Below are 26650 nucleotides of genomic sequence, written 5' to 3'. Positions count from 1 at the left end.
TCTGCTCGGCCCCGTTTTAACCATTGGCTTGCTTGCCGCAAGTGGTGCGTCTTCACGCTTCCTTTCGCGGTGTTACGGAAGGAGCAATGGGCAATGCGCACGGTGGTTTTCGACCTCGACGGGACTTTGGCCGACACCTCCGCCGATCTGATCGCGGCGGCCAACGCCTGCTTCACGGCGCGCGGACACGCGCCGCTTCTCGATCCCGCGGGCGACGCGCTGATCGCCTTCCACGGTGGCCGCGCGATGCTCAAGGCGGGCTATGGCCGACTGGGCTTGGCGGAGAGCGAGATCGCAGCCTTGGTCGAGGCCGATTATTACCCGCTACTCGCGCATTACGGTGAGAATATCGACCGGCATACGCAGCTTTATCCCGGGGCTGAAGCGGCCGTGAAAACGCTGCGTGATCAGGGTTTTGCCACGGCTGTCTGCACCAACAAGCCCGAAGGTCTCGCACGTGTTCTGCTCGAGCGGCTCGGCGTCACCGGTCTCTTCGATGCGCTGATCGGTGCCGATACGCTGCCGCTGCGCAAACCTTCACCCGACCCATATCTCGCCGCCGTCGAGGGTGCGGGTGGTAAGGTCGAGACCTCTCTGCTGGTGGGCGACACCAATACCGATCGCGAGACCGCTCGTGCCGTCGGTGTGCCCTGCGTTCTGGTGACCTTCGGGCCCGAGGGGCGTGGCATCGAGCGTCTCGCGCCCGAGGCGATGCTCGACCATTTCGACGATCTGCCCGCGCTCGTGGCGCGGATGCTCGAATGAGGGGCGCGGCGGGGCTGTGCCGCCCCGGATGGCCCCTTCAACAGCCATGACCGCAGCGCCCATCGGTCCTTCGCGCTTTCACGCCACCGCCTTCGTTCTGATCGCGGTGTTTCTCGACATGGTGGGGTTCGGCCTGATCATTCCCGTGCTGCCCTCGCTGATCGCGGATGTGGGCCACGTCGATCTGGCGCAGGCGAGCCGGATCGGGGGCTGGATGTTCGCGGCCTTCAGCCTCGCGCAATTCCTGTTCGCGCCGCTGATGGGCAACCTTTCGGATCGCTTCGGGCGGCGTCCGCTCCTCTTGCTTGCGATCGGCGGACTGGGTGTCGATTACCTGTTTCACGCCTTCGCGCCGACGCTGCTCTGGCTCTTCGTGGGCCGGATCGTAGCTGGCATCTGCGGCGCGTCCTACGTCATCGCGAACGCCTATCTCGCCGATATCACCCCGCCGGCCGAGCGTGCCCGCGCCTTCGGACTGATCGGCGCGGCCTTCGGCTTCGGCTTCATCGCGGGGCCCGCGCTTGGCGGATTTCTGGGCGAGCTTGGCCCGCGCATTCCCTTCTTCGTCGCCGCCGCGCTCTCGGGGCTGAACCTGATCTACGGGCTGATCGTGCTGCCTGAAAGTCTGCCGCAGGGCTTGCGCCGTCCGGTGAACTGGCGCGCCTGCAATCCGCTGGGCACGCTGAAAGTCTTCGCGCGGTATCCGGGCGTGCTGCCTATGGGCACTGCCCTTGGCGTCTATCTGTTCGCCTCGGCGGTCTATCCCGCGATCTGGCCCTATTGGGGGATGGCGAAATTCGGTTGGTCCGAGGGAATGGTGGGGCTGACACTCGCAGGCTATGGGGTCGTCGCGGCGATTTTTCAGGGCGGGCTCGCTGGGCCACTTGCGTCCCGACTGGGCGAGGCGCGGGTGGCGGCGATCGGGCTGATCGTCGGGATCGGCATGACCATTGCGCTGGGGCTGTCGACCTCGCTGGCGATGGTTTTAATCGTCCTGCTGATCACCGGGATCGAGGGGCTGGTGCATCCGATGATCGCCTCGCTGATGTCCAACGCGGTGCCCGAGGATGCGCAGGGCGCGCTGCAGGGTGGCATTTCCGCGCTGATGAACCTCGCGATGCTGGCGGGCACCTTGTTCTTCACCCAAGTGTTCGGGATATTCCTCGCCGAGAACGCCCCGATCCGCACGCCGGACATGGCCTTTTACGTGGCCTCCGTAATCCTGCTGGCGGCGTTGGCGCTGTTCGTGCGTGCAAGAAAGGTCGAGTGATGTCCGAGGTCTTCAACGGCAATTTCACCCAGCAGGAGCCGATCCCGGAGGAGGCGATCGAACGTGTCGTCGAGGTGATGCGCTCGGGACGTCTGCATCGCTACAATACGGTGCCGGGTGAACCGGGCGAGGTGGCGTTGCTGGAGGAGGAATTCGCGGGGCTGACCGGTGCGCCCTATTGCCTCGCGGTGGCCTCGGGCGGCTATGCCTTGGGTTGTGCACTGCGCGCCGTGGGCGTCGGTCCGGGTGATCCGGTGCTGACCAATGCCTTCACGCTTGCGCCCGTGCCCGGCGCCATCGCGGCGGTCGGCGGCAAGCCCGTGCTGGTCGAGGTCACCGACCAGCTGACCATCGATCTTGAGGATCTCGCGGCGAAAGCCCCGCAGGCCCGAGTGCTGATGCTTTCCCATATGCGCGGCCATATCTGCGACATGGATGCGCTGATGGAGATCGCGCGCACCCATGATGTGACGGTGATCGAGGATTGCGCCCATACGATGGGGGCGGCTTGGGGCGGTGTCCCCTCGGGGCGGCATGGCGCGATCGGGTGCTATTCGACCCAGACCTACAAGCACATGAATTCGGGTGAGGGCGGTCTGATCGTAACCGACGACGCGGAACTGGCGGCGCGGATGATCCTGCTGTCGGGCAGCTACATGCTCTATGAGCGGCACCGCGCCGCGCCGCGGCCGGAGGTGTTCGAGGGGCTCAAATACGACACGCCCAATGTCTCGGGCCGAATGGACAATCTGCGCGCCGCGATCCTGCGCCCGCAGCTGCCGACGTTGGCGGATCGGGTGGCGCGCTGGAACGCGCTGTACCGAGAGATCGAGGCCGGGCTTGCCGGGGCAGAGGGTATCGCGCTGATCGAACGCCCCGAGGCCGAGAGCTATGTCGGCTCGTCCTTCCAGTTCCGCCTGCCGGGGCGCTCCGCCCCCGAGATGCTGGATTTCGTCGCCCGGGCTGCGGCCCGCGGGGTTGAGCTGAAATGGTTCGGCGCGGATGAGCCTGCGGGCTTCACCTCGCGCCATGACAGCTGGCGCTACGCCGAAGCGCAGAACCTGCCGCGCACCGATGCGGTGCTGGCGACGCTGCTTGACCTGCGCCTGCCGCTGACTTTTTCGACGGACGATGCCGCCCAGATCGCGCGCATCCTGCGCGAAGAGGCCGAGGTTTGAAGAGGTGGAGCGCTGACACTCAGCCTGCGCGCGAGATCCAGTCGGCGATCATCAGGTCGAGATGCGCGCCACCGCCGTTCTTGTAGAGCGTGATCTCCTCGGCGCTTTCCCGCCCGCGTGCGCCGTCGATCAGGTCGTAGAGATCGGCCTTCACCGCCTCGGGCGTGATCACCCCTTCGCGGATCGGGATCAGCAGTTCGCCAATATGGCCCAATGTGGTGTCGCGACTGTCGACAAAGAGACTCGCCGTCGAGATCAGCGCATCGTCGGCCTCGCGCATATCGGCCTTGTAGGCCCCGATCAGATCGACATGGGTGCCGGGTTTTACCCATTCGCCCTTCAGGACCGGCGCGCGCGCCATCGTGGCGCTGCTGACGATATCGGCCTCGGCCACAGCGTCGGCCAGATCGCTCACCGCACGCAGCGTGACGCCCTCGGGGGCAGGCCCAGCAGCCAGCTCCTGCGCCTGCTCGGGGCGGCGCGTCCAGAGCGTGATCTCCGTCAGCCCCGGAAAGCCCGCCGCATAGGCCGCGATCAGCGAGCGCGCGACCCGGCCCCCGCCCACGATCAGCAGTCGGCGGCTGTCCGGGCGGGCCAGAAGTTGCGCGCCCAGAACGGAATCGGCAGCCGTCTTGAACTCGGTCACCAGCGGGCAATCGACGATCGCGGTGGGCTGGCCATGCTCGGGCTCGAACACCACCATCGCGCCTTGCACCGTGGGAAGCCCCGCCTTCGCGTTGCCATCGCACACGGTGAAGGATTTCACCCCGTAACCGAGCCCCGGAATGTAAGCCGCGCGGCTGAGCAGCACCGCATCCGAGGGTCCGAGAAACGTATCGCCCAACTCCGCCTTCGGGCGCGTATGGCCCGCGCGCAATGCAGCTATCGCGCCGGGCCAGTCGAGCTTTTCCGCGATGTCATAGGGGATGATCTTCGGGCTCATGTCGTCTCCTTCATTGTCTCGGGCGTCACAGAGGCACCAGCCAGCGCGCCGGGGCCGACACCTCGCGCGGGCCGTTGGCGGCACCGGTGATCGCATCGGCCAGAAGCGCGCCGCAGCCCGCCGAAAGCGTCCAGCCCAACTGCCCGTGGCCCGCATTGACCCACAGGTTGTCGTAAGCCTTCACCCGGCCAAGGAAGGGCGGGCCATGCGGGGTCGAGGGCCGCAGCCCGGTCCAGAGAACGGGCGGCGCATCGCTCACCGCATCGCCGAAGCGTGCGGCGACGTAATCGGTCAGCACCTTGGTGCGATCCTCGCGCAGCGTCCGGTCGCGCCCGGCGAATTCGGCGATCGCGGTAACCCGCAACACCCCGCCATAAGACGCCACGGCCAGCATCGCGGCCTCGTCGATATAGGGGTGGCGGGGCAGGCGGCTCTGGTCGCGCACATCCCATGTCCCAGAATACCCCTTAACCGGGTAGATATCCGGCGCAAAGCCCAGAGGCCGGGCCAGATCGGGCGTCTCTACCCCGGCGGCGAGGATCACTTGCGCCGCAGGCAGCGTCTCGTCGGCGAGGTTGACCCCGGTGATCTTGCCGTGGGCATGGCTGAACCCGGTCACCGCGCTGTTGTAGCGAAACTGCACACCGTGCTTGGCGGAAAGCGCTTTGGCGGCGGCGCGGGTCACCTCGTAGCAATTGCCCGCGGCATCCATCGGCGAGAGGAACCCGCCCGCAAAACCCGCCTTGGCGAGCAGCGGATCGTTCTCGGCCAGCCAGTCCGGGTCGATCCGCGTCAACCGCCCGTCGTCATGGGCGTCGATCTCATTCGTCGCATTATAAAGATAAAGTCCGCCTTCGAAGCGGATAAGTGCGTCCAGCTCCAACTCCTGCGCCATCTCGGGCAGGGCGGCGCGCGCGGTCTCGGCCAGCCGCATCATCCGCGCGGTGTTCCGGGCCTGCGCGGCGCCTGTGCAGTTGAGCAGGAAGCGCGTCCCCCAACGCCATAGCGCCGGATCGAACGGCGCGGTCAGCTTCACACCGGGATTGCGCCCGGCCATCGCGCGCAGCAGCTGCGGCAAGGCATCCGGCCCCGCCCATGCGCTCGAATGGCCGATCGAGACGATCCCGGCATTCGCGCGCGAACACAGCTCCGCGGGGCCGGGCAGGCGGTCGACCACCGACACCGGCAGCCCGCGCCGCGCCAGCGCCCATGCGGTCATCATGCCGACGATGCCCGCTCCGATCACGATATGACGTGGCTGCCCCATCTCCGCTCCCGTGTTTCCATGTCCCAAGCCTCTTTGTGGCGGCAATCGCCGCGCCTTACCAGCCCCTGCGCCGCGGGTTCGTGCCGCTACGTCGTTTGCACGGGGCCGGGGCCACGGCTCTTGACCCGACTCGACAATTGCGCATAAATGAACGTGCGTTCAATAAACCGGGGGAGGAGATCCGATGTTCGCAGGTTCGATGGAGTTCGATCTGGGCGAGGATATCGCCGCACTGCGCGATATGGTGCGCCGTTGGGCGTCCGAGCGTGTGGCCCCGATCGCGGCCAAAACCGATCTGGACAATGAGTTTCCGAACGAGCTTTGGACCGAGATGGGCGAGCTTGGCCTCCTCGGGATCACCGTGTCTGAAGAATTCGGCGGGGCCGGGATGGGCTATCTCGCTCATGTCGTGGCCACCGAGGAAATCGCGCGGGCCTCGGCCTCGATCGCGCTCAGCTACGGCGCGCATTCCAATCTCTGCGTGAACCAGATCAAGCTGAACGGTTCGGACGAGCAGAAGAAGAAATATCTGCCCGGACTGATCTCGGGACAGTCGGTCGGCGCGCTCGCGATGTCGGAATCCGGCGCGGGCTCGGACGTGGTGGGCATGAAGCTAAAGGCCGAGAAGCGCAACGGCTATTACGTCCTGAATGGCCATAAATACTGGATCACCAACGGGCCCGATGCCGACACGCTCGTGGTCTATGCCAAGACCGACCCGGAAGCTGGCTCCAAGGGCATCACCGCCTTCATCGTCGAGAAGGATTTCAAGGGCTTCTCCACCTCCAAGCATTTTGACAAGCTCGGCATGCGCGGCTCGAACACGGCACAGCTGTTCTTCGAGGATTGCGAAGTGCCCTTCGAGAATGTGCTGGGCGAAGAGGGGCGTGGGGTGCGCGTTCTGATGTCGGGTCTCGATTACGAGCGCGTGGTGCTTTCCGGCATCGGCACCGGCATCATGATGGCCTGCCTCGACGAGGTCGTGCCCTATTGCAAGGAGCGCGAGCAGTTCGGCCAGCCGATCGGGAATTTCCAGCTCATGCAGGGCAAGATCGCCGATATGTATGTCGCTATGAACACCGCGCGCGCCTACACCTACGAGGTCGCGAAGGCCTGCGATCGGGGCGCCGTGACCCGTCAGGATGCTGCGGCGACCGTGCTTTACGCCTCCGAGCAGGCGATGGTGCAGGCGCATCAGGCGGTGCAAGCGCTTGGCGGCGCCGGGTTCCTCAACGACTCCAACGTCTCGCGCCTGTTCCGGGACGCGAAGTTGATGGAGATCGGCGCGGGCACCTCGGAAATCCGCCGGATGCTCATCGGTCGCGAGATCATGGGAGCCGCGTGATGCGCGCCGGCGCTCTCCTCCTGATCGGGCTTGCGGCGCCTTTGGCGGCGCAGGCCCAAGGGGCAGGGGCGGATTTCGATCCGGCCGCTTTGGAGAGCTGCCTTTCGGGCGCTGACGACCCTGCGTCCTGCATCGGCAAAGCGGCGGAGCAATGCATCGGTGACGCTGCGAGCGTCCAGGACCGCCGCGCCTGCTATGACACCGAGCGCGCCCTCTGGTCCGACCGGGCGGCGACGGCCCTCGACAGCTTGCGGCGGGCGGCAGCGGCCAGCGATGCGGCAAAGATCGCGGCGGGCAAGTCTCCGTCCGGATTGCAAGGCGCGCAGCTGGGTGAGGCGGAAGCTGCCTGGGCGCGCTACCGCGATGGCGCCTGCGCCTATGGGGCCGCGCTGCAGAGCGAGGGCACAGAGGCGGAGGAGGCGGGCTGCCTGATGCGCAAGACGGCCGAACATGCGCTCGAATTGCAGAGTTGGGCCGGGCTGCTGGCTGGCGAGGCGCGCCCATGACACGGACACTCCGCCTTCACGGGCGCTCTGAAAAAAGGAAACGCGCGATGAAATTGGCATGGTTGCTCGGCGGCCTGATGCTCGCGTCCCCTGCCTTGGCGCAGGAACCGAGCGTTGACCCGAATGCGGTGCGCGCCTGTTTCGACGGGGCGAAGGACACCCATCCCGCCTGTATCGGCGAGGCGGCTGCAGCCTGTCAGGATGAGCCGGGCGGCGATACGACTCTGGGTATTTCGGCGTGTCTTCAGGGCGAGGCGCAGGTCTGGGACGATATCGCGAAGTCGCAATACAAGGCGGCGCGCGCCCGTCTGCTGGAGCAGGGGGGCACCGACCTCGCCAACATGCTGCTCGATGCGCAAAGCGCGTGGGGGCAGTATCGCGACGCCGATTGCGGGCTGCTCTACGAGATCTGGAAGGACGGCACGATCCGCACGGTCGTGGCGTCGCAATGCTACCTCGAGCGTACGGCGCAACGCGCGCTGGAACTGCGCGATTTGGGGAGGATGGAATGAAACTGGTATCGCAGGCCCTGACCTCGTCGGAGGACTTTCAGGCCAATCGCAAGGCGCATCTCGACGCGCTGTCGCAGATCGAAGAGGCCGCCGCACAGGCGGCGGCAGGCGGTGGTCCCGCCGCGCTGGAGCGGCACCTCTCGCGCGGCAAGATGGCGCCGCGCGAACGGGTGGCGGGGCTCTTGGATCCCGGCTCGCCGTTTCTGGAAATCGGCGCGACGGCGGCGCATGACATGTATGGCAATGCCGCGCCTTGCGCGGGCGTGATCGCCGGGATCGGCCGGGTGCAGGGCCAGGAAGTCATGGTGGTCGCCAACGACGCCACCGTGAAGGGCGGCACCTATTACCCGCTGACGGTGAAGAAACACCTGCGCGCACAGGAGATCGCCGAGGAAAACCATCTCCCCTGCATCTACCTCGTCGACTCGGGCGGCGCGAACCTGCCCAATCAGGACGAGGTCTTCCCCGATCGCGACCATTTCGGGCGCATCTTCTACAATCAGGCGCGGATGTCCGCGAAGGGCATTGCTCAGATCGCCGTGGTGATGGGGTCCTGCACGGCAGGCGGTGCCTATGTGCCCGCGATGTCTGATGTGACGATCATCGTGAAGGAGCAGGGCACGATCTTCCTCGCCGGGCCGCCTCTGGTGAAAGCGGCGACGGGGGAGGTGGTCACCGCCGAAGACCTCGGCGGCGGCGATGTGCATACGCGGCTCTCGGGCGTGGCCGATTATCTCGCCGAAGACGACGCCCATGCGCTAGCGCTGGCGCGCCGCGCGGTCGGCAATCTCAACTACACGAAACCTTCGACGGTGAATTGGCAATCGCCCGAGGAGCCTGTCTACGATCCCGAGGAAATCCTCGGCGTGGTCCCGGCAGACCTGCGCACCCCCTATGATATCCGCGAAGTCATCGCGCGCCTCGTGGACGGTTCGCGCTTCGACGAGTTCAAACCGCGCTTCGGCGAGACGATCGTCACCGGCTTCGCTCATGTCAAAGGCTGCCCCGTCGGCATCGTCGCGAATAACGGCGTGCTGTTCTCGGAAGCCGCCCAGAAGGCCGCGCATTTCATCGAACTGTGCTCGCAACGCTCGATCCCGCTCGTCTTCCTGCAAAACATCACCGGTTTCATGGTCGGACGGAAATATGAAAACGAAGGCATCGCGCGTCACGGCGCGAAGATGGTCACCGCCGTCGCCACCACCTCGGTGCCGAAAATCACCATGCTGGTCGGCGGCTCCTTCGGGGCGGGCAATTACGGTATGGCGGGGCGCGCCTATTCCCCGCGCTTCCTCTGGACCTGGCCCAACTCGCGGATTTCCGTGATGGGCGGCGAACAGGCGGCGGGCGTGCTCGCCACCGTCAAACGCGACGGGATCGAGCGCAAGGGTGGCCAGTGGTCGGCCGAAGAAGAGGCCGAGTTCAAGCGCCCCACCATCGAGATGTTCGAGCGCCAGTCGCACCCGCTCTACGCCTCGGCGCGGCTTTGGGACGACGGCATCATCGACCCGCGCAAATCGCGCGACGTGCTGGCGCTCTCGCTCTCCGCCGCGCTGAACGCCCCGATCGAGCCGACCCGCTTCGGCCTGTTCCGGATGTAACTTTCATGCCTCCGGCGGGGATATTTTGGCCAAGAGGAAGTGCAAATCTTCGACTTGGCCGAAATATCCCGGGGGGCTCCGCAGGAGCGGGGGCAGCGCCCCCTCCGACGCTCTCAAAGGGGAGACCGACATGTTTTCCAAGATCCTGATCGCCAATCGCGGGGAGATCGCCTGTCGCGTGATCGAGACTGCACGCAAACTGGGCGTGGCGACCGTAGCCGTCTATTCCGAGGCCGACAGCGAGGCGCGCCATGTGGCGATGGCCGATGAGGCGGTGGCCATTGGCGGCCCCGCGCCCAAAGACAGCTATCTGCGCGGTGATGCGATCATCGAGGCCGCCAAACAGACCGGCGCGCAGGCGATCCATCCGGGCTACGGGTTCCTCTCGGAGAACCCAGATTTCGTCGACGCCGTCGAGGCGGCGGGGCTGGTTTTCATCGGCCCCTCGGCCAAGGCGATCCGCGCGATGGGGCTCAAGGACGCGGCCAAGGCGCTGATGGAAAAGGCGGGCGTGCCTGTCGTGCCGGGCTATCACGGCGACAATCAGGACCCCGAGCATCTCGCGGGCGCGGCTGATACGATCGGCTACCCGGTGCTGATCAAGGCGGTCGCGGGCGGCGGCGGCAAGGGGATGCGGCTGGTCGAGGCGCCGTCCGACTTCGCGGATGCACTGGCTTCCGCGCAGGGAGAGGCGCAGACCGCCTTCGGCAATCCCGCCGTGCTGATCGAGAAATTCATCGGCTCGCCGCGCCATATCGAGGTGCAGGTATTCGGCGATGGTGATAAAGCGGTGCATTTGTTCGAGCGCGACTGCTCGCTCCAGCGCCGCCACCAGAAGGTGATCGAGGAAGCCCCCGCGCCGGGCATGACGCCCGAGATGCGCGAGGCGATGGGGCAGGCGGCCACCCGCGCCGCCGAGGCCATCGGCTACAAGGGCGCGGGCACGGTGGAGTTCATCGTGGACGGCTCGGACGGTCTGCGCCCGGATCGGTTCTGGTTCATGGAGATGAACACTCGTCTGCAGGTCGAGCATCCCGTGACCGAGGCGATCACCGGCGTCGATCTGGTCGAATGGCAATTGCGCGTGGCCTCGGGCGAGCCGCTGCCCTGCGCGCAAGGCGATCTGACGATCACCGGCCATGCGTTCGAGGCGCGTCTTTATGCCGAAGACGTGCCTGCAGGCTTCCTGCCCGCGACGGGGACGCTATCGCATCTGCGTTTCGCCGATGGATGTCGCGCTGATACCGGGGTGCGTACGGGCGACACGATCAGCCCGTGGTACGACCCGATGATCGCGAAGGTCATCACCCATGGGCCGACGCGGGCGACCGCGCTGGGGCAACTCGCGCGAGCGCTGGAAGAGACGGAAGTCGCGGGCACGGTGACGAACCTCGCCTTCCTCGCGCGGCTCGCGCGGCACGAAGGTTTCGCTCGGGGCGAGGTCGATACTGGGCTGATCGGGCGCGAGATCGACGCGCTCGCCGCCCCGACCGAGACGCCGGTTGCCGCGAAGGCGCTGGCCGTGATCGCCGCTGCCGGGCTTTGGGACGGCGAGGCGAGCGGCTTCAGCCTCTGGCAGTCGCCGCGCCGCACCGTGCCTTTCGAGGAAGAGGCCGCGATCCGAGTGCACGGGCCGGGCCAAGTCACGGTCGAGTTGGGTGAGGAGGCCCATGCGTGCGAGCTGGCCGAGGATGGCTGGCGGGTGAACGGCGCGAAGACCGGCGCGCGGATGGCGCAGTCGGATGGCGCGATCACCATCTTCCTGCATGGCGCGCATCGCTTCGATATCCCCGACCCGCTGGCGCGCGGCGCTGATGCCGACGCCTCCGATCTGACGCTGGCGCCGATGCCGGGGCTGGTGAAGGCGGTTTTCGTCTCGGCCGGCGACACGGTGGCGGCGGGCGACCGGCTCGCCATCATGGAAGCGATGAAGATGGAACACACGATGCGCGCAGCCCGCGACGGTGTCGTGGCCGAGGTTCTGGTCGCCGAAGGCGCACAGGTCGAAGCGGGCGCTGCGCTGATCCGGCTGGAGGACGAGGCATGATCCGACTGCATCACATCCCCGGCGCGCGTTCGATGCGGGTGCTGTGGCTGCTGGAAGAGATGGGGCTCGACTACGAGCTTCAAACATGGTCGCTCACGGATGGTTCGCTGCGCAGTCCCGAGTTTCGCGAACTCTCGCCTGCGGGGCGCATCCCGGCGCTGGAGGTCGACGGGCGCTCGATCTTCGAGAGCGGAGCGATCGTCGAATACCTTACCGAGACGCGGCCCGAGGCTGGGCTTGCGCCGGTCACGGGCGAACCCACTCGCGCGGATTTCCTCGAATGGGTGCATTTCGCGGAGACGCAGGGCAACATCCTGCAAAGCCTTAACATTCAACACATCTTCCTGCGCCCGCCCGAGGCGCGCTCGCCCGCGATGATGGCGCTCGAGACGAAGCGGCTTGGCGTCACGATGAAGGCGCTGGAGGCGCATCTGGTCGGGCGCGATTGGATGATCGGGACGTTCTCGGCGGCCGATTGCATGATGGGGTTCAATATCGACGCGATGTTCCGCTTCGTGCCGCGCGAGGGCTTCCCGAACATCTCCGCCTATCGCGACCGGATCGAGGCGCGGCCTGCCTATCAGCGCGCGGTCGAGAAGGGCGGTGCGAGCATGTATGCGCAGGATTTCTACGAGCTGCCCCCGATGGAGCAAACCCATGGCTGAGAGTGTCGAAATCTTCGAGATGGCCCCGCGTGACGGGCTGCAGAACGAAAAGCGCCAGATCGCGCTTTCCGACAAGATCGCGCTGGTCGATTGCCTGAGCCGGGCCGGGTTCCGTCGGATCGAGGTAGGGTCTTTCGTCAGCCCGAAATGGGTGCCGCAAATGGCCGACTCGGCAGAGGTCTTCGCCGGGATCGCGCGCCGACCGGGCGTTTCCTACGCCGCGCTGACGCCGAACATGAAAGGTTATGAGGCAGCGAAAGCGGCCAGGGCCGATGAGGTGGCGATCTTCGCCTCTGCCTCCGAGGGCTTCTCGCGCGCGAACCTCAATTGTTCGATCAGTGAAAGTCTGGAGCGGTTCTTGCCGATCATGGAGGCCGCAAAAGCCGATAATGTGAAAGTCCGTGGCTACATCTCCGTCGTCACCGATTGTCCCTTCGACGGAAAGACGCCGCCGGAGAATGTCGCCCGCGTCGCAGCGCAGCTGCGCGACATGGGCTGCTACGAGATCAGCCTCGGCGACACGATCGGGCAGGGCACACCCGAAAGCGTGACGGCCATGCTGCGCGCGGTGCTGAACGAAGTTCCGGCGGAAAAGCTCGCCGGGCATTTTCACGACACTTCCGGGCGGGCGCTGGAGAATATCGAAGCCTCGCTGGAGATGGGCCTGCGGGTGTTCGATGCCTGCGTCGGCGGTTTGGGCGGATGCCCCTATGCGCCCGGCGCGGCGGGCAATGTCGCGACGGAGGCGGTGCAGGCGCGAGTCGGGGCTTTAGGCTACGAGACCGGGCTGGATTCGGCCGTTCTGGCTGAGGCCGCCGCAATGGCGAAGAAAATGAAAGGGCAGGGCGATGTTTGACACGATCAAGACCGAGACCGATGCGCGTGGCATCGCGCGGCTCACGCTGGCGCGTTCGGAGAAGCATAACGCGCTCTCCGAGCAGATGATGGAAGAGATCACCGCGGCCATCGGCCAGCTTGGCACCGATGACGCCGTGCGCGTGGTAATCCTCGCCGCTGAAGGCCGCAGCTTTTGCGCGGGCGGGGATCTGAAATGGATGCAGAGTCAGATCGCGGCGGGCGCGAAAGAGCGCGCGGCGGCAGCGCGCAAGCTCGCGGGGATGCTGCAGGCGCTCAACACGTGCCCGAAACCGGTGATCGGCGCGGTGCAGGGCAATGCGTTCGGCGGCGGGATCGGCATGATGTCGGTCTGTGACGTGGCCATCGGCGTCGAGGGTGCGAAATTCGGCCTGACCGAGACGCGGTTGGGTCTGACGCCCGCGACGATCTCTCCTTACGTGGTCGCGCGCATGGGCGAGGCGCGGGCGCGCCGCGTTTTCATGTCCGCGCGACTCTTCGAGGCCGCCGAGGCGCGTGATCTGGGGTTGCTGGCCAAGGTTGTCCTGCCCGAGATGCTGGAGCGGGCCGTGATGGCCGAGGCCGAGCCCTATCTCGCCTGCGCACCGGGCGCGGTGGCAGAGGCGAAGGCGCTCGTCCGGTCGCTGGGGCCGCGGATCGACGAGAGCGCGATCGACATGACGATCGAGGCGCTGGTGACTCGCTGGGAATCCGCCGAGTCGGATGAAGGAATCACCGCGTTTTTCGAGAAACGCGATCCGGCATGGAAAGCTTAAGGCGGCCTTAAGAAGCGCCCCACCACGCGCAAGGCAAATATTCCGAAAATTCAAACTCTGATTAAGTTTGTCAAAAGACTGCGTCGCGACAAAAGCGGCGCAGTCCAACGCGGGCAGGCTCTGAGCGGCTCTGCAAGCTCGCAGATTTCGCATACCTTCGTATGCAAAAAGCACCCGCGGCCCGCATTTGCATGATTTTCCGGCCTGCTCTCGGTTGACCCCAATGGGGCGCAAGGCTATTGCTCGCCTAGCCAGAACCTGCGCGACAAGTCGTCGCGATGTTAGGGAGCCAAGCCCATGCATGACATGCTGCGCGAATATCTTCCCATCCTCATCTTTCTCGCCATGGCGATCGTGTTGGGCCTTGTGCTCATGCTCGCAGCGGCGGTGGTGGCGGTCCGCAATCCCGACCCCGAGAAGGTGTCGGCCTATGAATGCGGTTTCAACGCCTTCGACGATGCCCGGATGAAGTTCGACGTTCGTTTCTATCTCGTTTCCATCCTCTTCATCATCTTCGACCTCGAAGTGGCCTTCCTGTTCCCCTGGGCGGTGGCCTTCGGCCAGATTTCCATGGTCGGTTTCTGGTCAATGATGGTCTTCCTCGCGGTTCTCACCGTAGGATTCGCATATGAGTGGAAGAAAGGGGCGCTGGAATGGGCGTGATGACCTCTGCCAATACCGCAGGTGCGGATCGCGAAGTTGCGACGCAGACGCTGAACAAGGAGCTGCAGGACAAAGGCTTCCTGCTGACCTCCACGGAAGACATCATCAACTGGGCGCGCAACGGCTCGCTGCATTGGATGACCTTCGGCCTTGCCTGCTGCGCCGTCGAGATGATGCAGGTCTCGATGCCGCGCTACGACCTCGAGCGGTTCGGCACCGCGCCGCGCGCCTCGCCGCGCCAGTCCGACCTGATGATTGTCGCCGGCACCCTGACCAACAAGATGGCGCCCGCTCTGCGCAAGGTCTACGACCAGATGCCCGAGCCGCGCTACGTGATCTCGATGGGCTCCTGCGCGAATGGCGGTGGGTATTATCACTACAGCTATTCGGTGGTGCGCGGCTGCGATCGCGTCGTGCCGGTCGATATCTACGTTCCGGGCTGCCCGCCCACGGCGGAGGCGCTGCTTTACGGCATCCTTCAGCTGCAACGCAAAATCCGCCGCACCGGCACGCTGGTGCGCTGAGGAGAGCGAGAGATGGACGATACTGCCCTTCGCGAACTGGCCGGCCATATCGAGCTGAAGCGCCCCGATGACGTGGTCTCGACCGAGATCGCCTTCGACGAGCTGACGGTTACGATCACCACCCAGTCGGTTCCCGCCTTCACCGAGTTCCTGCGCGACGATCCGAATTGCCGCTTCACGAACCTCGTGGACATCACGGCTATCGACTGGCCCGAGCGTCCGCAGCGTTTCGATGTCGTCTGGCATTACCTTTCGATGTATCGCAACCAGCGCATCCGTGTGAAAACGGCGATCCGCGAAGAGGACATGGTGCCCTCGATCACCAAGCTGCACCCCTGTGCCGATTGGTTCGAGCGCGAGGTCTTCGACATGTTCGGCATCCTGTTCTCGGGCCACCCGGACCTGCGCCGTCTGCTGACCGATTACGGGTTCCGCGGCCATCCGCTGCGCAAGGATTTCCCGACGACGGGCTATGTCGAAGTTCGTTACGACGAAGTGCTCAAGCGCGTCGTCTATGAGCCGGTGAAACTGACGCAGGAATACCGGCAGTTCGATTTCCTCTCGCCATGGGAAGGGGCCAAATACATCCTTCCCGGTGACGAGAAGGGCGAGGAGGCGAAATGATGGACGGCGATATCCGCAACAATGTCTATGATGACGGCTCGAAGGACACGCTGACCGACGAGCAGCGCATCCGCAACTTCAACATCAACTTCGGTCCCCAACACCCGGCCGCCCACGGTGTGCTGCGCATGGTGCTGGAGCTGGACGGCGAGGTGGTGGAACGCGCCGACCCGCATATCGGCTTGCTGCACCGTGGCACCGAGAAGCTGATGGAAAGCCGCACCTACCTGCAGAACCTGCCTTACTTCAACCGGCTCGACTACGTTGCGCCGATGAACCAAGAACATGCGTGGTGCTTGGCGATCGAGAAGCTGACCGGCGTGGAAGTGCCGCGTCGCGGCTCGCTGATCCGCGTGCTCTATTCCGAAATCGGGCGCATCCTGAACCACCTGCTGAACGTGACGACGCAGGCGATGGATGTCGGCGCGCTGACGCCGCCGCTCTGGGGCTTCGAAGAGCGCGAGAAGCTGATGGTCTTCTACGAGCGGGCATGCGGCGCGCGTCTGCACTCGGCCTATTTCCGGCCCGGCGGCGTGCACCAGGATCTGCCGCCGAAGCTGCTCGACGATATCGAGGAATGGGCGCATCACTTCCCGAAAGTGCTCGACGACATCGAGGGGCTGCTGACCGAGAACCGCATCTTCAAGCAGCGCAACGTCGATATCTGCGTTATCTCCGAGGAAGAAATCCAGCAATGGGGCTATTCCGGCGTGATGGTGCGCGGCTCCGGCCTTGCATGGGATCTGCGTCGTGCGCAGCCCTACGAATGCTATGACGAGTTCGACTTCCAGATTCCGATCGGCAAGAACGGCGACTGCTACGACCGCTACCTCTGCCGGATGGCCGAGATGCGCGAGTCGACCAAGATTGTCCTGCAGGCGATCGAGAAACTGCGGATGCCGGAAAATCAGGGCGACGTGCTTGCTCGCGGCAAGGTGACGCCGCCGAAGCGGTCGGAGATGAAGCGTTCGATGGAAGCGCTGATCCACCACTTCAAGCTTTATACCGAAGGCTTCCACGTCCCCGCGGGCGAGGTTTATGCCGCCGTCGAAGCGCCGAAGGGCGAGTTCGGCGTCTATCTGGTGGCCGACGGCACGAACAAGCCGTATCGCGCGAAGATCCGCGCTCCGGGTTACCTGCACCTGCAATCCATGGATCACGTCGCCAAGGGGCACATGCTCGCCGACGTGTCTGCAATCATCGGCACGATGGATATCGTGTTCGGGGAGGTTGACCGCTAATGCTTCGCCGTCTTTACCCGGAACAACCCGATAGTTTCGAGTTCACGCCCGAGAACCTCGCATGGGCCAAGGCTCAGATGACCAAGTTCCCGGTCGGTCGTCAGGCCTCGGCGATCATCCCGCTGCTGTTCCGCGCGCAGGAACAGGAAGGCTGGCTGAGCCGTCCGGCAATCGAATACGTGGCCGAGATGCTCGACATGCCCTATATGCGGGCGCTCGAGGTCGCGACCTTCTACTTCATGTTCCAGCTGGCCCCGGTCGGCTCGGTCGCACACCTGCAGATTTGCGGCACCACGTCGTGCATGATCTGCGGCGCGGAAGACCTGATGAAGGTCTGCAAGGAGAAGATCGCCCCCGAGCCGTTCCAGCTCTCGGAAGACGGCAAGTTCTCGTGGGAAGAGGTCGAATGCCTCGGCGCCTGCGCGAACGCCCCGATGATGCAGGTCGGCAAGGATTACTACGAAGATCTGACCGAGGAGAGCCTCGCGAAGCTGATCGACGAGATGGGCAACGGCACCGTGCCGAAGCCCGGCTCGCAGACCGGTCGCTTCTCGTCGGAGCCCGCTTCGGGTCTGACCGCGCTCACCGAGACCAAGGGTGACAAGGAAGACTACAACTATTCCGTCGCCCGTGCGCTCGCGATCGGCGACACCATCAAGCGCATCGACGGCACCGAGGTGCCGCTGGAAGCGCCGTGGCAAAGCTCCGGCCAGCGCGGTCCGATCGGCACGATGGGGCAGGAGCGTCCGCGCTCCGCCGCGCAACAGGACGAGGCCCGCAAGGCGGCCAAGAAGACCGAGGCCAAGCCTGCCAAGGGCACGCCCGCGGACAAGACCGGCGTGACCGAGGCCGAGGCGCCCGCCACCTCGAAGTCCGTTCCGCGCTCGAAGCGCGAGCCCGTGGGCACCGAAGCCGATGCGAAGGCCGACACCGCCGTGTCCGAGGGTAAACAACCCAAGCTTCTCGATGCGCCGCGCGACGGCGGGGCAGATGATCTGAAGATGATCAAGGGCGTCGGGCCGAAGCTGGAGACGCTTCTGCATTCGATGGGTATCTATCACTTCGACCAGATCGCGGCCTGGTCCGATGCGGAACTCGCATGGGTCGACGCAAATATCGAAGGGTTCAAGGGTCGCGCGAGCCGCGACGACTGGAAAGGTCAGGCAGAGAAACTGGCCAGCGGGGCAGAGACCGAATTCTCGTCCCGCGCAAAGAAAGATGGCATTTACGAGTAAGCGCAACAGGGTAGAGACCGCCGTTAGGCGGCGTGAATGGAGAGACGGGAATGGGTGATCAGACACAGGGGTGCCGCGGCAAGGCAGGTATCTGGGCAGGCATTACGGGGATCGTGGTCACCGTTTTCCTGATGGTTGTGGCGCATGAGCCCTTCTTCGTGGCGCTCTTCCTTGGCCTGATGACCTTCCTGCTGTTCGGGGCCTTCCTGATCTGGGCGTTCTGCTCCGAGCATGGGGTTCAAGGCGAGGCGGACGGCACCGGGGCCTCGGACGAGGGCTCCGAGATCCCCGAAAGCCCCGTTGAGAGCTTCAACGCGTCGTCTCCCGAAGGCGTTGCCGCACAGGCGCAGGCGGCGGCGGCGTCTCCGACGCCCGTAGCCGAGCGCGAGGTGGAACGCGCCGACGCGGTCGCGCCGAAAGACGAGGCGGCCACGCCCGAGGCCGACAGGCCCGAGCCCGGCCCGACAACCAAGCCCGCGACGGACGAAGCCGAGGCGGAAGAGCCGAAAGCTGAGCCTGCAGCGGAAGAGGCTGCGGCAGAGGCCGAAGCTGAGCCGAAAGCGGACGCGCCGGAGCCCGAGAGCGAGGATGCGACCCCGCTCTCCGCGATGTCGGCGCAGGTCGCGGACACGTCCTCTGCCGGTGCCGGGGGCCAACCCGAGGCCGCCGAAGGCGCCGGCAAGAAGCCGCGCGGGCTCAAGCAGCCGCGCAAGGCTGGGGCCGACGATCTCAAGAAGATCGAAGGCGTCGGGCCGAAGCTTGAAGAGACGCTGAACGGCTGGGGCATTTACCATTTTGACCAAATCGCAAAATGGGGCCCCGAAGAGATTGCCTATGCGGACCAGAACGTGCCGCGTTTCAAGGGCCGCTGCACCCGCGACAAGTGGGTCAGCCAGGCGAAAATCATCGTCGAGGAAGGCATGGATGCGTTCCTCGAACGGGCGAAGACGAACGATTACTGAGCGGGGGTGAATGAGCCAGATCGACGAGCACGACAGGGCGTTGGGGCGTAGGGCCGCCCTTATCATCGCCGTCGCCACGATCCTCTGGCTCCTCCTGCAATGGATCGGAAAACAACAGGGCTGGTCGGCGCAGGTCGCGCTGATCGGCGATCTCGCGGCAATAGCCGCCTATATCTACGCGCTGGCACTCGTCTGGCGCATCTGGCGCCGGAAAGCCGGCAAGTGAGGGAAGCGATATGCTGAAGGATCAAGACCGGATCTTCACCAATCTCTACGGGATGCATGACCGCTCTCTGCAGGGCGCGAAGATGCGCGGGCATTGGGACGGCACTGGCGAGATCCTGTCGAAAGGCAAGGATTGGATCATCGAGCAAGTGAAGGCCTCCGGCCTGCGCGGGCGCGGTGGGGCAGGCTTCCCGACAGGTCTCAAGTGGTCCTTCATGCCGAAGGAAAGCGACGGGCGTCCCGCCTTCCTCGCGATCAATGCCGACGAATCCGAGCCCGCGACCTGCAAGGACCGCGAAATCATGCGCCACGATCCGCATACGCTGGTCGAAGGCGCGCTGATCGCCGGTTTCGCGATGGGCGCCGCGGCGGCGTATATCTACATCCGCGGCGAATATGTCCGCGAGAAAGAGGCGCTGCAGCGCGCGATCGACGAGGCCTATGAAGACGGGCTCATCGGCAAGAACGCCTGCGGCTCCGGCTATGATTACGACGTCTACCTGTCGCACGGCGCGGGCGCTTATATCTGCGGCGAGGAAACGGCGCTGCTGGAGAGCCTCGAAGGCAAGAAGGGTATGCCCCGGATGAAGCCGCCTTTCCCGGCAGGCGCGGGCCTCTACGGTTGCCCGACCACGGTGAACAACGTGGAATCCATCGCCGTTGTCCCGACAATCCTGCGTCGCGGCGCGGAGTGGTATGCCTCCTTCGGTCGTCCGAACAACACCGGCGTGAAGCTGTTTGCGATGTCGGGCCACGTCAACACGCCCTGCGTCATCGAAGAGACCATGTCGATCTCGATGAAGGAACTGATCGAGAAGCATGGCGGCGGCGTCCGTGGCGGCTGGAAGAACCTCAAGGCGGTGATCCCGGGCGGCGCGTCCTGTCCGATCCTGCCCGCCGAGCAATGCGAAGACGCGATTATGGACTATGACGGCATGCGCGAGCTGAAATCCAGCTTCGGCACCGCCTGCATGATCGTCATGGATCAGAACACCGACGTGATCAAAGCGGTCTGGCGCCTGTCCAAGTTCTTCAAGCACGAGAGCTGCGGCCAGTGTACGCCCTGCCGCGAAGGCACCGGCTGGATGATGCGCGTGATGGACCGTCTGGTGCGCGGCGAAGCCGAGATCGAAGAGATCGACATGCTGTTCGATGTGACGAAACAGGTCGAAGGCCACACGATCTGCGCGCTCGGCGACGCGGCCGCCTGGCCGATCCAGGGCCTGATCCGTCACTTCCGCGAAGAGATCGAAGACCGCATCAAGGCCCGCAAGACGGGCCGCATGGGCGCGATGGCTGCGGAGTGAGTATCGTGAAACGCCTGTCCCTTGCCAGTTTGACCCTTCTTTCGCTCGCCGGCGGTGCCGCCGCCGAGCCGGCGAAGCTGACGGTCGATTTCGGGTTCTTCCCGAAGGGGACGGCGTGCCAGGTGTTCAACACCACCGGCAAGGTCTCGCTGCGGACCGGGCGCGAGATCGAATACACGATCAAGGGCGATACCGGAAACGTGGTGTTCCGCTGCGCCCAGCCGGACGGCCGCTCTTTCGAAGTCGCGACCGGGGCGCTGCTTCCGCCGGGTAATCCCTCGCTCGTTGCGATCCAGATCAATCAGGACGATCACGCGCATATCTTGTGGGATCAGGGCGGATTGCGGCGCAGCACCGTCGCGGAGGTGCTCAGATGGAACTGAACCCTACCACGGCACAGGGCGGCATGATGCGGGCTGTGATCATATCGGGCTGCGCGCTGGCGCTTGGCGGCTGCATGGGCACGACGGGCGGCAACGAGGCCTCGAAAGGGCCGCGCCGTCTGGCGGCACTCGAGGGCTACACGGCGGCTTATGACGCGAACGGCGCGCTGGTCGTGATGCGACAGGCCGCGCCCTTTGCGAACTACGAGGGCGCCGAGGCCAAGCGGGCCGCGAACGCCATCTGCGGCGGGGCTGTGGCCTCGTCGATCAATGATACTTACCGGGATGGCGCTTGGGTCTTCCCGATGGGCTGCGGCAACGCGGCGTGAAATAAACCCGCGCGGGGGCAACCTCGCGCCCGAAGAGACGAGACGGATAGCCATGGCTGACCTGAGAAAGATCATCATCGACGGGAACGAGGTCGAGGTCGATCCGAACCTCACGCTGATCCAGGCGTGCGAGCAGGCGGGGATCGAGATCCCGCGGTTCTGCTACCACGAACGTCTGTCCATCGCAGGCAACTGCCGGATGTGTCTGGTGGAAGTCGTGGGCGGCCCGCCGAAGCCCGCCGCCTCCTGCGCGATGCAGGTGCGCGACATGCGCCCGGGGCCGGAAGGGGCGCCGCCGGTGATCAAGACAAATTCGCCGATGGTCAAGAAGGCCCGCGAGGGGGTGATGGAGTTTCTGCTCATCAACCACCCGCTCGACTGCCCGATCTGCGACCAGGGCGGCGAATGCGATTTGCAAGACCAGGCAATGGCTTACGGGGTGGACTTCAGCCGTTACCGTGAGCCCAAGCGCGCCGCGACCGAGCTGAACCTCGGCCCGCTGGTCGAGACGCACATGACGCGCTGCATCTCCTGCACCCGCTGCGTGCGCTTCACCACCGAAGTCGCGGGCATCACCCAGATGGGCCAGACCGGCCGGGGCGAGGACGCGGAGATCGCGAACTACCTGAACATGACGCTCGACTCGAACATGCAGGGCAACATCATCGACCTGTGCCCGGTGGGCGCGCTGGTCTCGAAGCCCTACGCCTTCACCGCGCGTCCGTGGGAACTGACCAAGACCGAGACCGTGGACGTGATGGACGCCGTGGGCTCCAACATCCGCGTCGATACCAAGGGACGCGAAGTGATGCGCATCCTGCCGCGCAACAATGACGACGTGAACGAGGAGTGGATCTCCGACAAGACCCGCTTCGTCTGGGACGGCCTGCGCCGCCAGCGTCTCGACCGGCCTTACGTCCGCGTCGACGGCAAGCTGAAGCCCGCAAGCTGGGGCGAGGCGCTGAGCGCCGCCGCCGAAGCGATGAAGGGCAAGAAAGTCGCTGGTCTCGTCGGCGATCTCGTCTCGACCGAGGCAGCCTTCTCTCTCAAGCAGCTGATCGAAGGTCTGGGCGGCAAAGTCGAATGCCGCACCGATGGCGCGCGCCTGCCGATCGGCAACCGCTACGGCTATGTGGGCAACGCGACAATCGCGGATCTCGACAACGCCGAGATGGTGCAGATCATCGGCGCGAACCCGGCCGTGGAAGCACCCGTTCTGAACGCCCGCATCCGCAAGGCCTGGGCCAAGGGCGCGAACGTCGGTCTCGTCGGTGAAGCCTGCGACCTGACCTATGACTATGAGCATGTCGGCACCGACCGCGCCGCGCTGGCCGAGCTGTCCTCCAAGACGATCTCGGATGAGACGAAGGCCAAGAACACGGTCGTCATCATCGGGCAGGGCGCTCTGAATGAAGCCGATGGCGAGGCGGTTCTGGCCCATGCGATGAAGCTGGCCGAGAATTCCAACGCCAAGTTCATGGTGCTGCATACCGCTGCGGCCCGTGTCGGCGCGATGGATGTGGGCGCAGTGACCGAGGGCGGTCTGCTCGCGGCCATCGACGGCGCAGAAGTCATCTACAACATGGGCGCCGACGAGGTGGAGATCACCCCGCGCGCCGAGGGCGGTCCCTTCGTGATCTATCAGGGCAGCCACGGCGACCGCGGAGCCAACCGCGCCGACGTTATCTTGCCGGGCGCGGCCTACACGGAAGAAAACGGCCTCTTCGTGAACACCGAAGGCCGTCCGCAGCTTGCCTTCCGCGCGGCCTTCCCGCCGGGCGAGGCGAAAGAGAACTGGGCGATCCTGCGCGCGCTTTCGGCTGAGCTGGACGCCAAGCAGCCCTGGGACACGCTTGCAGGTCTGCGCCGCGCAATGGTCGAGGCGGTGCCGCATCTGGCGCAGGTCGATCAGGTCGTGGAGAACGAAGTGCAGGCGATCGAGCCGCGCGACATGGGCAAAGCCACCTTCCGCCTGCCGATCCGCGAATTCTACCTGACCAATCCGATAGCACGGGCCTCCGTGGTGATGGGCGAATGCGCCAGCCTCGCGAAAGCGCGGGCCGAAGCGCCGGTGGCCGCCGAGTGAGATTGAGACGGATGATGCAGACCCTGCCCAATATCGCACCGCTCGCTCCCGGCCTTCTGGCCGGGCTGGCGGCGTGCACGCCGACCGGCGGGGCGCAGGGGGATAGCGCGGTCAAGCCGGTCTATCGGGGCACCGAAACGCGGCTCCTCGACAGCGATCTGGTGGAGATCCGCGCGCGTGTCTCGGGCGAGGGCGCCAGCGAGAAAGCGGCGACCGATTATGCCCAATGCGCAGCTGCGCAATACGCGCTGGTGCGTGGCTATGGATTTGCGCGCCATGTGCGCACGAATGTGACTGAAGAGGGTGGCATCTGGCGGGCAGATGCGGTCTACACCATCTCGCCCGCCTTGCCGCAGGGACTCAAGACGATCGACGCGGAAGTGACCGTCGCCGATTGCAAGGATCGCGGCATTCCGACCGTATGAAGAGAGTGGGACATCATGGCTGAATTCTTCACGACACCTTTCGGGATCTTCCTGCTGATCGTTCTGCAGAGCTTGGCGGTTATCGCCTTCGTGATGCTTTCGATGATCTGGCTGGTCTATGGCGACCGCAAGATCTGGGCTGCCGTGCAGATGCGGCGCGGGCCGAACGTCGTCGGGCCGTGGGGCCTGATGCAGACCTTCGCGGATGCGCTGAAATACGTGGTCAAGGAAATCGTCGTGCCGGCGGGCGCCGACAAGTTCGTCTATTTCCTCGCCCCGATCCTGAGCTTCGTGCTGGCGCTGCTGACCTTCACGGTGATCCCGTTTGCCGACGGTTGGGTGCTCGCCGATATCAACGTCGCACTTCTGTTCGTCTTCGCGGCTTCCTCGCTCGAGGTGTATGGCGTGATCATGGGCGGCTGGGCGTCGAACTCGAAATACCCGTTCCTCGGTTCGCTGCGTTCCGCGGCGCAGATGATCTCCTACGAAGTCTCGATCGGCCTGATCATCATCGGCGTCGTGATCTCGACCGGCTCGCTCAACCTGTCGAACATCGTGCGCGCGCAGGATACCGGCTGGGGCCTGTTGGGCTGGTACTGGCTGCCGCACCTGCCGATGGTGGCGCTGTTCTTCATTTCGGCGCTGGCCGAAACCAATCGCCCGCCCTTCGACCTTCCGGAAGCGGAATCCGAACTCGTCGCGGGCTTCATGGTTGAATACAGCTCGACCCCGTATCTGCTGTTCATGGCCGGCGAATATATCGCGATCTGGCTGATGTGCGCGCTGATGTCGATCCTGTTCTTCGGCGGCTGGCTGTCCCCGATCCCGGGGCTGCCCGACGGGGTGCTGTGGATGTTCGCCAAGATGGTGTTCTTCTTCTTCATGTTCGCGATGGTGAAGGCGATCGTGCCGCGCTACCGCTACGACCAGCTTATGCGGATTGGCTGGAAAGTCTTCCTGCCGCTGTCGCTGGCCTGGGTGGTGATCATCGCCTTCCTCGCGAAATTCGAAATCTTCGGGCACTTCTGGGCCCGCTGGGCGATGGGGAGCTGATAGATGGCTTTCGACTATAACCGCGCTGCCAAGTATTTCCTGCTGGTGGACTTCATCAAAGGCTTCGGTCTGGGGATGCGCTATTTCTTCGCGCCGAAACCCACGCTGAACTACCCCCACGAGAAGGGTCCGCTTTCGCCGCGCTTCCGCGGCGAGCACGCCCTGCGCCGCTACCCCAACGGGGAAGAGCGCTGCATCGCGTGCAAACTGTGCGAGGCGATCTGCCCGGCGCAGGCGATCACGATCGACGCGGAACCCCGCGCCGACGGTTCGCGCCGCACGACGCGCTATGATATCGACATGACGAAATGCATCTATTGCGGCTTCTGTCAGGAAGCCTGCCCGGTCGATGCGATCGTCGAAGGTCCGAATTTCGAATTCTCGACCGAGACCCGCGAGGAGCTGTTCTACGACAAGCAGAAGCTCCTCGAGAACGGGGCCCGTTGGGAAGCCGAGATCGCACGCAACCTCGAACTGGATGCGCCTTACAGATGACCGACGATTTTTCGAAACTCTTCAGCACGATGATGGAGCAGTCGGCCGAGATGGCCCGGCTGTTCAATCCGGCGCTGGAAAGTTTCAACCCGGCTGCGATGGAGAAGCTCTTCCCCACCATGTCCAAGGACATGATGGAGATGTGGTTCGGCAAGACCTTCAACCGTGAAGGGCTCGACAGCCGGACCCGGCTTCTGGTGACGATTGCGGCGCTCACGGTGCTGGGCGCGCAGGCGGACTCGCAGCTGCGCCTGACGATCCGCCACGCGCTCGAGGCCGGGGCCACGCAACGCGAGATCGCCGAGGTGATCTTTCAGATGAGCATGTTCGGCGGGGTGCCCGCCATGACCCGCGCGCTCGAGATCGCGCAATCGGTCTTCGACGAGAATTCGGGAGAGAACGAATGACGGTGTTTGCTTTCGCCTTCTACCTTTTCGCCATTACGGCGTTGGTCGCGGGCTTCATGGTGGTGATTTCCAAGAACCCGGTCCACTCGGTGCTCTGGCTGATCCTGACCTTCCTGTCGGCGGCGGGGCTTTTCGTGCTTCTGGGCTCGGAATTCGTCGCAATGCTGCTGATCATCGTCTATGTCGGCGCGGTCGCGGTGCTCTTCCTCTTCGTGGTGATGATGCTCGACATCGATTTCGCCGCGCTCAAGGGGGAGTTGGCGCGCTACATGCCGCTGGGTCTTCTGATCGCGGTCATCATGCTGGTGCAGCTGGGCATCGCCTTCGGGGCGTGGCAGACCTCCGGCATGGCGGAAAACCTCCGTGCCGATCCGGTGCCCGAGGGCATGACCAACGCGCAGGCGATCGGTCTGCTCGTCTATGACAAATACCTCTACCTCTTCCAAACGGCGGGCCTGATCCTGCTGGTGGCGATGATCGGGGCGATCCTGCTGACGCTGCGCCATCGCACCAACGTCAAGCGCCAGAACGTCATCGCGCAGATGCATCGCGATCCGTCCAAGACGATGGAAATGGTGGACGTCAAACCGGGGCAGGGGCTGTGAGCGAACAAAAGCAAGCGAAAAACGCGAGTTCGGAAACGAGGGTGAACGCATGATCGGATTGGAACATTACCTTGGCGTGGCTGCCGCGCTGTTCGTGATCGGCATTTTCGGGATCTTCGTGAACCGCAAGAACGTGATCGTCATCATGATGTCGATCGAACTCATGCTGTTGGCGGTGAATATCAACCTGGTGGCCTTCGCGGCCTATCTGGATGACCTCGTCGGACAGATCTTCACTCTCTTCGTGCTGACCGTTGCGGCAGCCGAGGCCGCGATCGGCCTTGCGATCCTCGTGGTCTTCTTCCGCAACCGCGGCTCGATCGAGGTCGAAGACGTCAACGTGATGAAGGGATAAG

30 protein-coding genes are annotated in these 26650 nt (G+C 64.8%); 28 read left to right on the top strand and 2 right to left on the bottom strand.

The genetic code is table 11. The features are described from left to right. Positions 1 to 93: 93 nt before the first annotated feature. From DEM26_RS12020 to DEM26_RS12010, 3 genes are read left to right on the top strand one after another with little or no spacing between them, the layout of a single operon-like run. Positions 94 to 765: an HAD-IA family hydrolase gene (locus DEM26_RS12020; protein WP_109172479.1), complete on the top strand. Its 672-nt coding sequence runs from the start codon at positions 94 to 96 to the stop codon at positions 763 to 765. A gap of 46 nt (positions 766 to 811) precedes the next feature. After that, a complete protein-coding gene (locus DEM26_RS12015) occupies positions 812 to 2035 on the top strand; it encodes a TCR/Tet family MFS transporter (protein ID WP_075774459.1) in 1224 nt (407 codons plus the stop codon). Continuing rightward, positions 2035 to 3213 (top strand): DegT/DnrJ/EryC1/StrS family aminotransferase, encoded by a 1179-nt coding sequence (locus DEM26_RS12010; protein WP_109172478.1) that lies wholly within the window; start codon positions 2035 to 2037, stop codon positions 3211 to 3213. The genes DEM26_RS12015 and DEM26_RS12010 overlap by 1 nt, the downstream gene beginning before the upstream one ends. A 19-nt stretch (positions 3214 to 3232) precedes the next feature. Here the strand turns inward: DEM26_RS12010 and DEM26_RS12005 are convergent, their stop codons facing one another. Both DEM26_RS12005 and DEM26_RS12000 read right to left on the bottom strand, forming a co-directional pair. After that, positions 3233 to 4156 (bottom strand): ornithine cyclodeaminase family protein, encoded by a 924-nt coding sequence (locus tag DEM26_RS12005; protein ID WP_109172477.1) that lies wholly within the window; start codon positions 4154 to 4156, stop codon positions 3233 to 3235. A gap of 25 nt (positions 4157 to 4181) precedes the next feature. Next, positions 4182 to 5423: an FAD-dependent oxidoreductase gene (locus tag DEM26_RS12000; RefSeq protein WP_109172476.1), complete on the bottom strand. Its 1242-nt coding sequence runs from the start codon at positions 5421 to 5423 to the stop codon at positions 4182 to 4184. 184 nt (positions 5424 to 5607) lie between these two features. Between DEM26_RS12000 and DEM26_RS11995 the strand changes: the two genes are divergently transcribed. The 25 genes from DEM26_RS11995 (at position 5608) to nuoK (ending at position 26649) form a co-directional block, all read left to right on the top strand. Further along, positions 5608 to 6768: an isovaleryl-CoA dehydrogenase gene (locus tag DEM26_RS11995; RefSeq protein ID WP_088718909.1), complete on the top strand. Its 1161-nt coding sequence runs from the start codon at positions 5608 to 5610 to the stop codon at positions 6766 to 6768. After that, positions 6768 to 7274, top strand: a complete 507-nt coding sequence (locus tag DEM26_RS11990; protein WP_109172475.1) for a lysozyme inhibitor LprI family protein — start codon at positions 6768 to 6770, stop codon at positions 7272 to 7274. The genes DEM26_RS11995 and DEM26_RS11990 overlap by 1 nt, the downstream gene beginning before the upstream one ends. Before the next feature lie 47 nt (positions 7275 to 7321). Next, positions 7322 to 7786 carry a lysozyme inhibitor LprI family protein gene (locus DEM26_RS11985; RefSeq protein ID WP_158275119.1) on the top strand — a complete coding sequence of 155 codons (465 nt, stop codon included), beginning with the start codon at positions 7322 to 7324 and terminating at the stop codon, positions 7784 to 7786. Beyond that, a complete protein-coding gene (locus tag DEM26_RS11980; RefSeq protein ID WP_088718906.1) occupies positions 7783 to 9387 on the top strand; it encodes a carboxyl transferase domain-containing protein in 1605 nt (534 codons plus the stop codon). Before DEM26_RS11985 ends, DEM26_RS11980 begins: the two co-directional genes overlap by 4 nt. A gap of 130 nt (positions 9388 to 9517) precedes the next feature. After that, positions 9518 to 11434, top strand: coding sequence for an acetyl-CoA carboxylase biotin carboxylase subunit (locus DEM26_RS11975; protein ID WP_109172474.1), 1917 nt, complete (start codon positions 9518 to 9520; stop codon positions 11432 to 11434). After that, on the top strand, positions 11431 to 12099 hold the full coding sequence (locus DEM26_RS11970) for a glutathione S-transferase family protein (RefSeq protein ID WP_088726822.1): 669 nt from the start codon (positions 11431 to 11433) through the stop codon (positions 12097 to 12099). Before DEM26_RS11975 ends, DEM26_RS11970 begins: the two co-directional genes overlap by 4 nt. After that, on the top strand, positions 12092 to 12955 hold the full coding sequence (locus DEM26_RS11965; RefSeq protein ID WP_109172473.1) for a hydroxymethylglutaryl-CoA lyase: 864 nt from the start codon (positions 12092 to 12094) through the stop codon (positions 12953 to 12955). The genes DEM26_RS11970 and DEM26_RS11965 overlap by 8 nt, the downstream gene beginning before the upstream one ends. Beyond that, positions 12948 to 13730: a crotonase/enoyl-CoA hydratase family protein gene (locus tag DEM26_RS11960; protein ID WP_109172472.1), complete on the top strand. Its 783-nt coding sequence runs from the start codon at positions 12948 to 12950 to the stop codon at positions 13728 to 13730. The genes DEM26_RS11965 and DEM26_RS11960 overlap by 8 nt, the downstream gene beginning before the upstream one ends. Before the next feature lie 297 nt (positions 13731 to 14027). After that, positions 14028 to 14393: an NADH-quinone oxidoreductase subunit A gene (locus DEM26_RS11955; protein ID WP_075774471.1), complete on the top strand. Its 366-nt coding sequence runs from the start codon at positions 14028 to 14030 to the stop codon at positions 14391 to 14393. Beyond that, positions 14393 to 14917, top strand: a complete 525-nt coding sequence (locus DEM26_RS11950; protein ID WP_075774728.1) for a NuoB/complex I 20 kDa subunit family protein — start codon at positions 14393 to 14395, stop codon at positions 14915 to 14917. Before DEM26_RS11955 ends, DEM26_RS11950 begins: the two co-directional genes overlap by 1 nt. Before the next feature lie 12 nt (positions 14918 to 14929). Next, positions 14930 to 15541 carry an NADH-quinone oxidoreductase subunit C gene (locus tag DEM26_RS11945; protein ID WP_075774472.1) on the top strand — a complete coding sequence of 204 codons (612 nt, stop codon included), beginning with the start codon at positions 14930 to 14932 and terminating at the stop codon, positions 15539 to 15541. Continuing rightward, entirely contained in the window at positions 15538 to 16782 is a 1245-nt protein-coding gene (locus DEM26_RS11940) for an NADH-quinone oxidoreductase subunit D (RefSeq protein WP_075774473.1), read from the top strand. Before DEM26_RS11945 ends, DEM26_RS11940 begins: the two co-directional genes overlap by 4 nt. Continuing rightward, positions 16782 to 18017: an NADH-quinone oxidoreductase subunit E gene (locus tag DEM26_RS11935; protein WP_109172471.1), complete on the top strand. Its 1236-nt coding sequence runs from the start codon at positions 16782 to 16784 to the stop codon at positions 18015 to 18017. Before DEM26_RS11940 ends, DEM26_RS11935 begins: the two co-directional genes overlap by 1 nt. A 50-nt stretch (positions 18018 to 18067) precedes the next feature. Next, positions 18068 to 18979: a hypothetical protein gene (locus tag DEM26_RS11930; RefSeq protein ID WP_088718901.1), complete on the top strand. Its 912-nt coding sequence runs from the start codon at positions 18068 to 18070 to the stop codon at positions 18977 to 18979. Positions 18980 to 18989: 10 nt separating this feature from the next. After that, the gene (locus DEM26_RS11925; RefSeq protein WP_075774476.1) at positions 18990 to 19205 is read left to right on the top strand and encodes a DUF5337 family protein; all 216 of its coding nucleotides are present in this window, start codon (positions 18990 to 18992) and stop codon (positions 19203 to 19205) included. A 10-nt stretch (positions 19206 to 19215) separates the two neighbouring features. Next, positions 19216 to 20511: an NADH-quinone oxidoreductase subunit NuoF gene (gene nuoF, locus DEM26_RS11920; RefSeq protein WP_075774477.1), complete on the top strand. Its 1296-nt coding sequence runs from the start codon at positions 19216 to 19218 to the stop codon at positions 20509 to 20511. Between the two features lie 5 nt (positions 20512 to 20516). Then, entirely contained in the window at positions 20517 to 20894 is a 378-nt protein-coding gene (locus tag DEM26_RS11915) for a hypothetical protein (protein WP_146194459.1), read from the top strand. Next, positions 20885 to 21223 (top strand): hypothetical protein, encoded by a 339-nt coding sequence (locus DEM26_RS11910; RefSeq protein WP_109172470.1) that lies wholly within the window; start codon positions 20885 to 20887, stop codon positions 21221 to 21223. The genes DEM26_RS11915 and DEM26_RS11910 overlap by 10 nt, the downstream gene beginning before the upstream one ends. A 52-nt stretch (positions 21224 to 21275) precedes the next feature. Continuing rightward, complete coding sequence (nuoG, locus tag DEM26_RS11905; protein WP_109172469.1) at positions 21276 to 23309, top strand: NADH-quinone oxidoreductase subunit NuoG; 2034 nt, start codon at positions 21276 to 21278, stop codon at positions 23307 to 23309. A 14-nt stretch (positions 23310 to 23323) separates the two neighbouring features. Beyond that, positions 23324 to 23734 carry a hypothetical protein gene (locus DEM26_RS11900; protein WP_075774729.1) on the top strand — a complete coding sequence of 137 codons (411 nt, stop codon included), beginning with the start codon at positions 23324 to 23326 and terminating at the stop codon, positions 23732 to 23734. Between the two features lie 15 nt (positions 23735 to 23749). Beyond that, positions 23750 to 24787 (top strand): NADH-quinone oxidoreductase subunit NuoH, encoded by a 1038-nt coding sequence (gene nuoH, locus DEM26_RS11895; protein WP_075774481.1) that lies wholly within the window; start codon positions 23750 to 23752, stop codon positions 24785 to 24787. 3 nt (positions 24788 to 24790) lie between these two features. Further along, positions 24791 to 25282, top strand: coding sequence for an NADH-quinone oxidoreductase subunit NuoI (gene nuoI, locus DEM26_RS11890; RefSeq protein ID WP_075774482.1), 492 nt, complete (start codon positions 24791 to 24793; stop codon positions 25280 to 25282). Continuing rightward, on the top strand, positions 25279 to 25689 hold the full coding sequence (locus tag DEM26_RS11885; RefSeq protein WP_075774483.1) for a carboxymuconolactone decarboxylase family protein: 411 nt from the start codon (positions 25279 to 25281) through the stop codon (positions 25687 to 25689). The genes nuoI and DEM26_RS11885 overlap by 4 nt, the downstream gene beginning before the upstream one ends. After that, complete coding sequence (locus tag DEM26_RS11880) at positions 25686 to 26294, top strand: NADH-quinone oxidoreductase subunit J (RefSeq protein ID WP_075774484.1); 609 nt, start codon at positions 25686 to 25688, stop codon at positions 26292 to 26294. The genes DEM26_RS11885 and DEM26_RS11880 overlap by 4 nt, the downstream gene beginning before the upstream one ends. Positions 26295 to 26343: 49 nt before the next feature. Next, a complete protein-coding gene (gene nuoK / locus DEM26_RS11875) occupies positions 26344 to 26649 on the top strand; it encodes an NADH-quinone oxidoreductase subunit NuoK (protein WP_075774485.1) in 306 nt (101 codons plus the stop codon). Position 26650 lies beyond the last annotated feature (1 nt).

Source organism: Thioclava sp. NG1, from assembly GCF_003122275.1.
Lineage (GTDB): Bacteria > Pseudomonadota > Alphaproteobacteria > Rhodobacterales > Rhodobacteraceae > Thioclava > Thioclava nitratireducens.
Note: the sequence above shows the minus strand (reverse complement) of the source record. Positions and strands in the feature narration are given on the sequence as shown.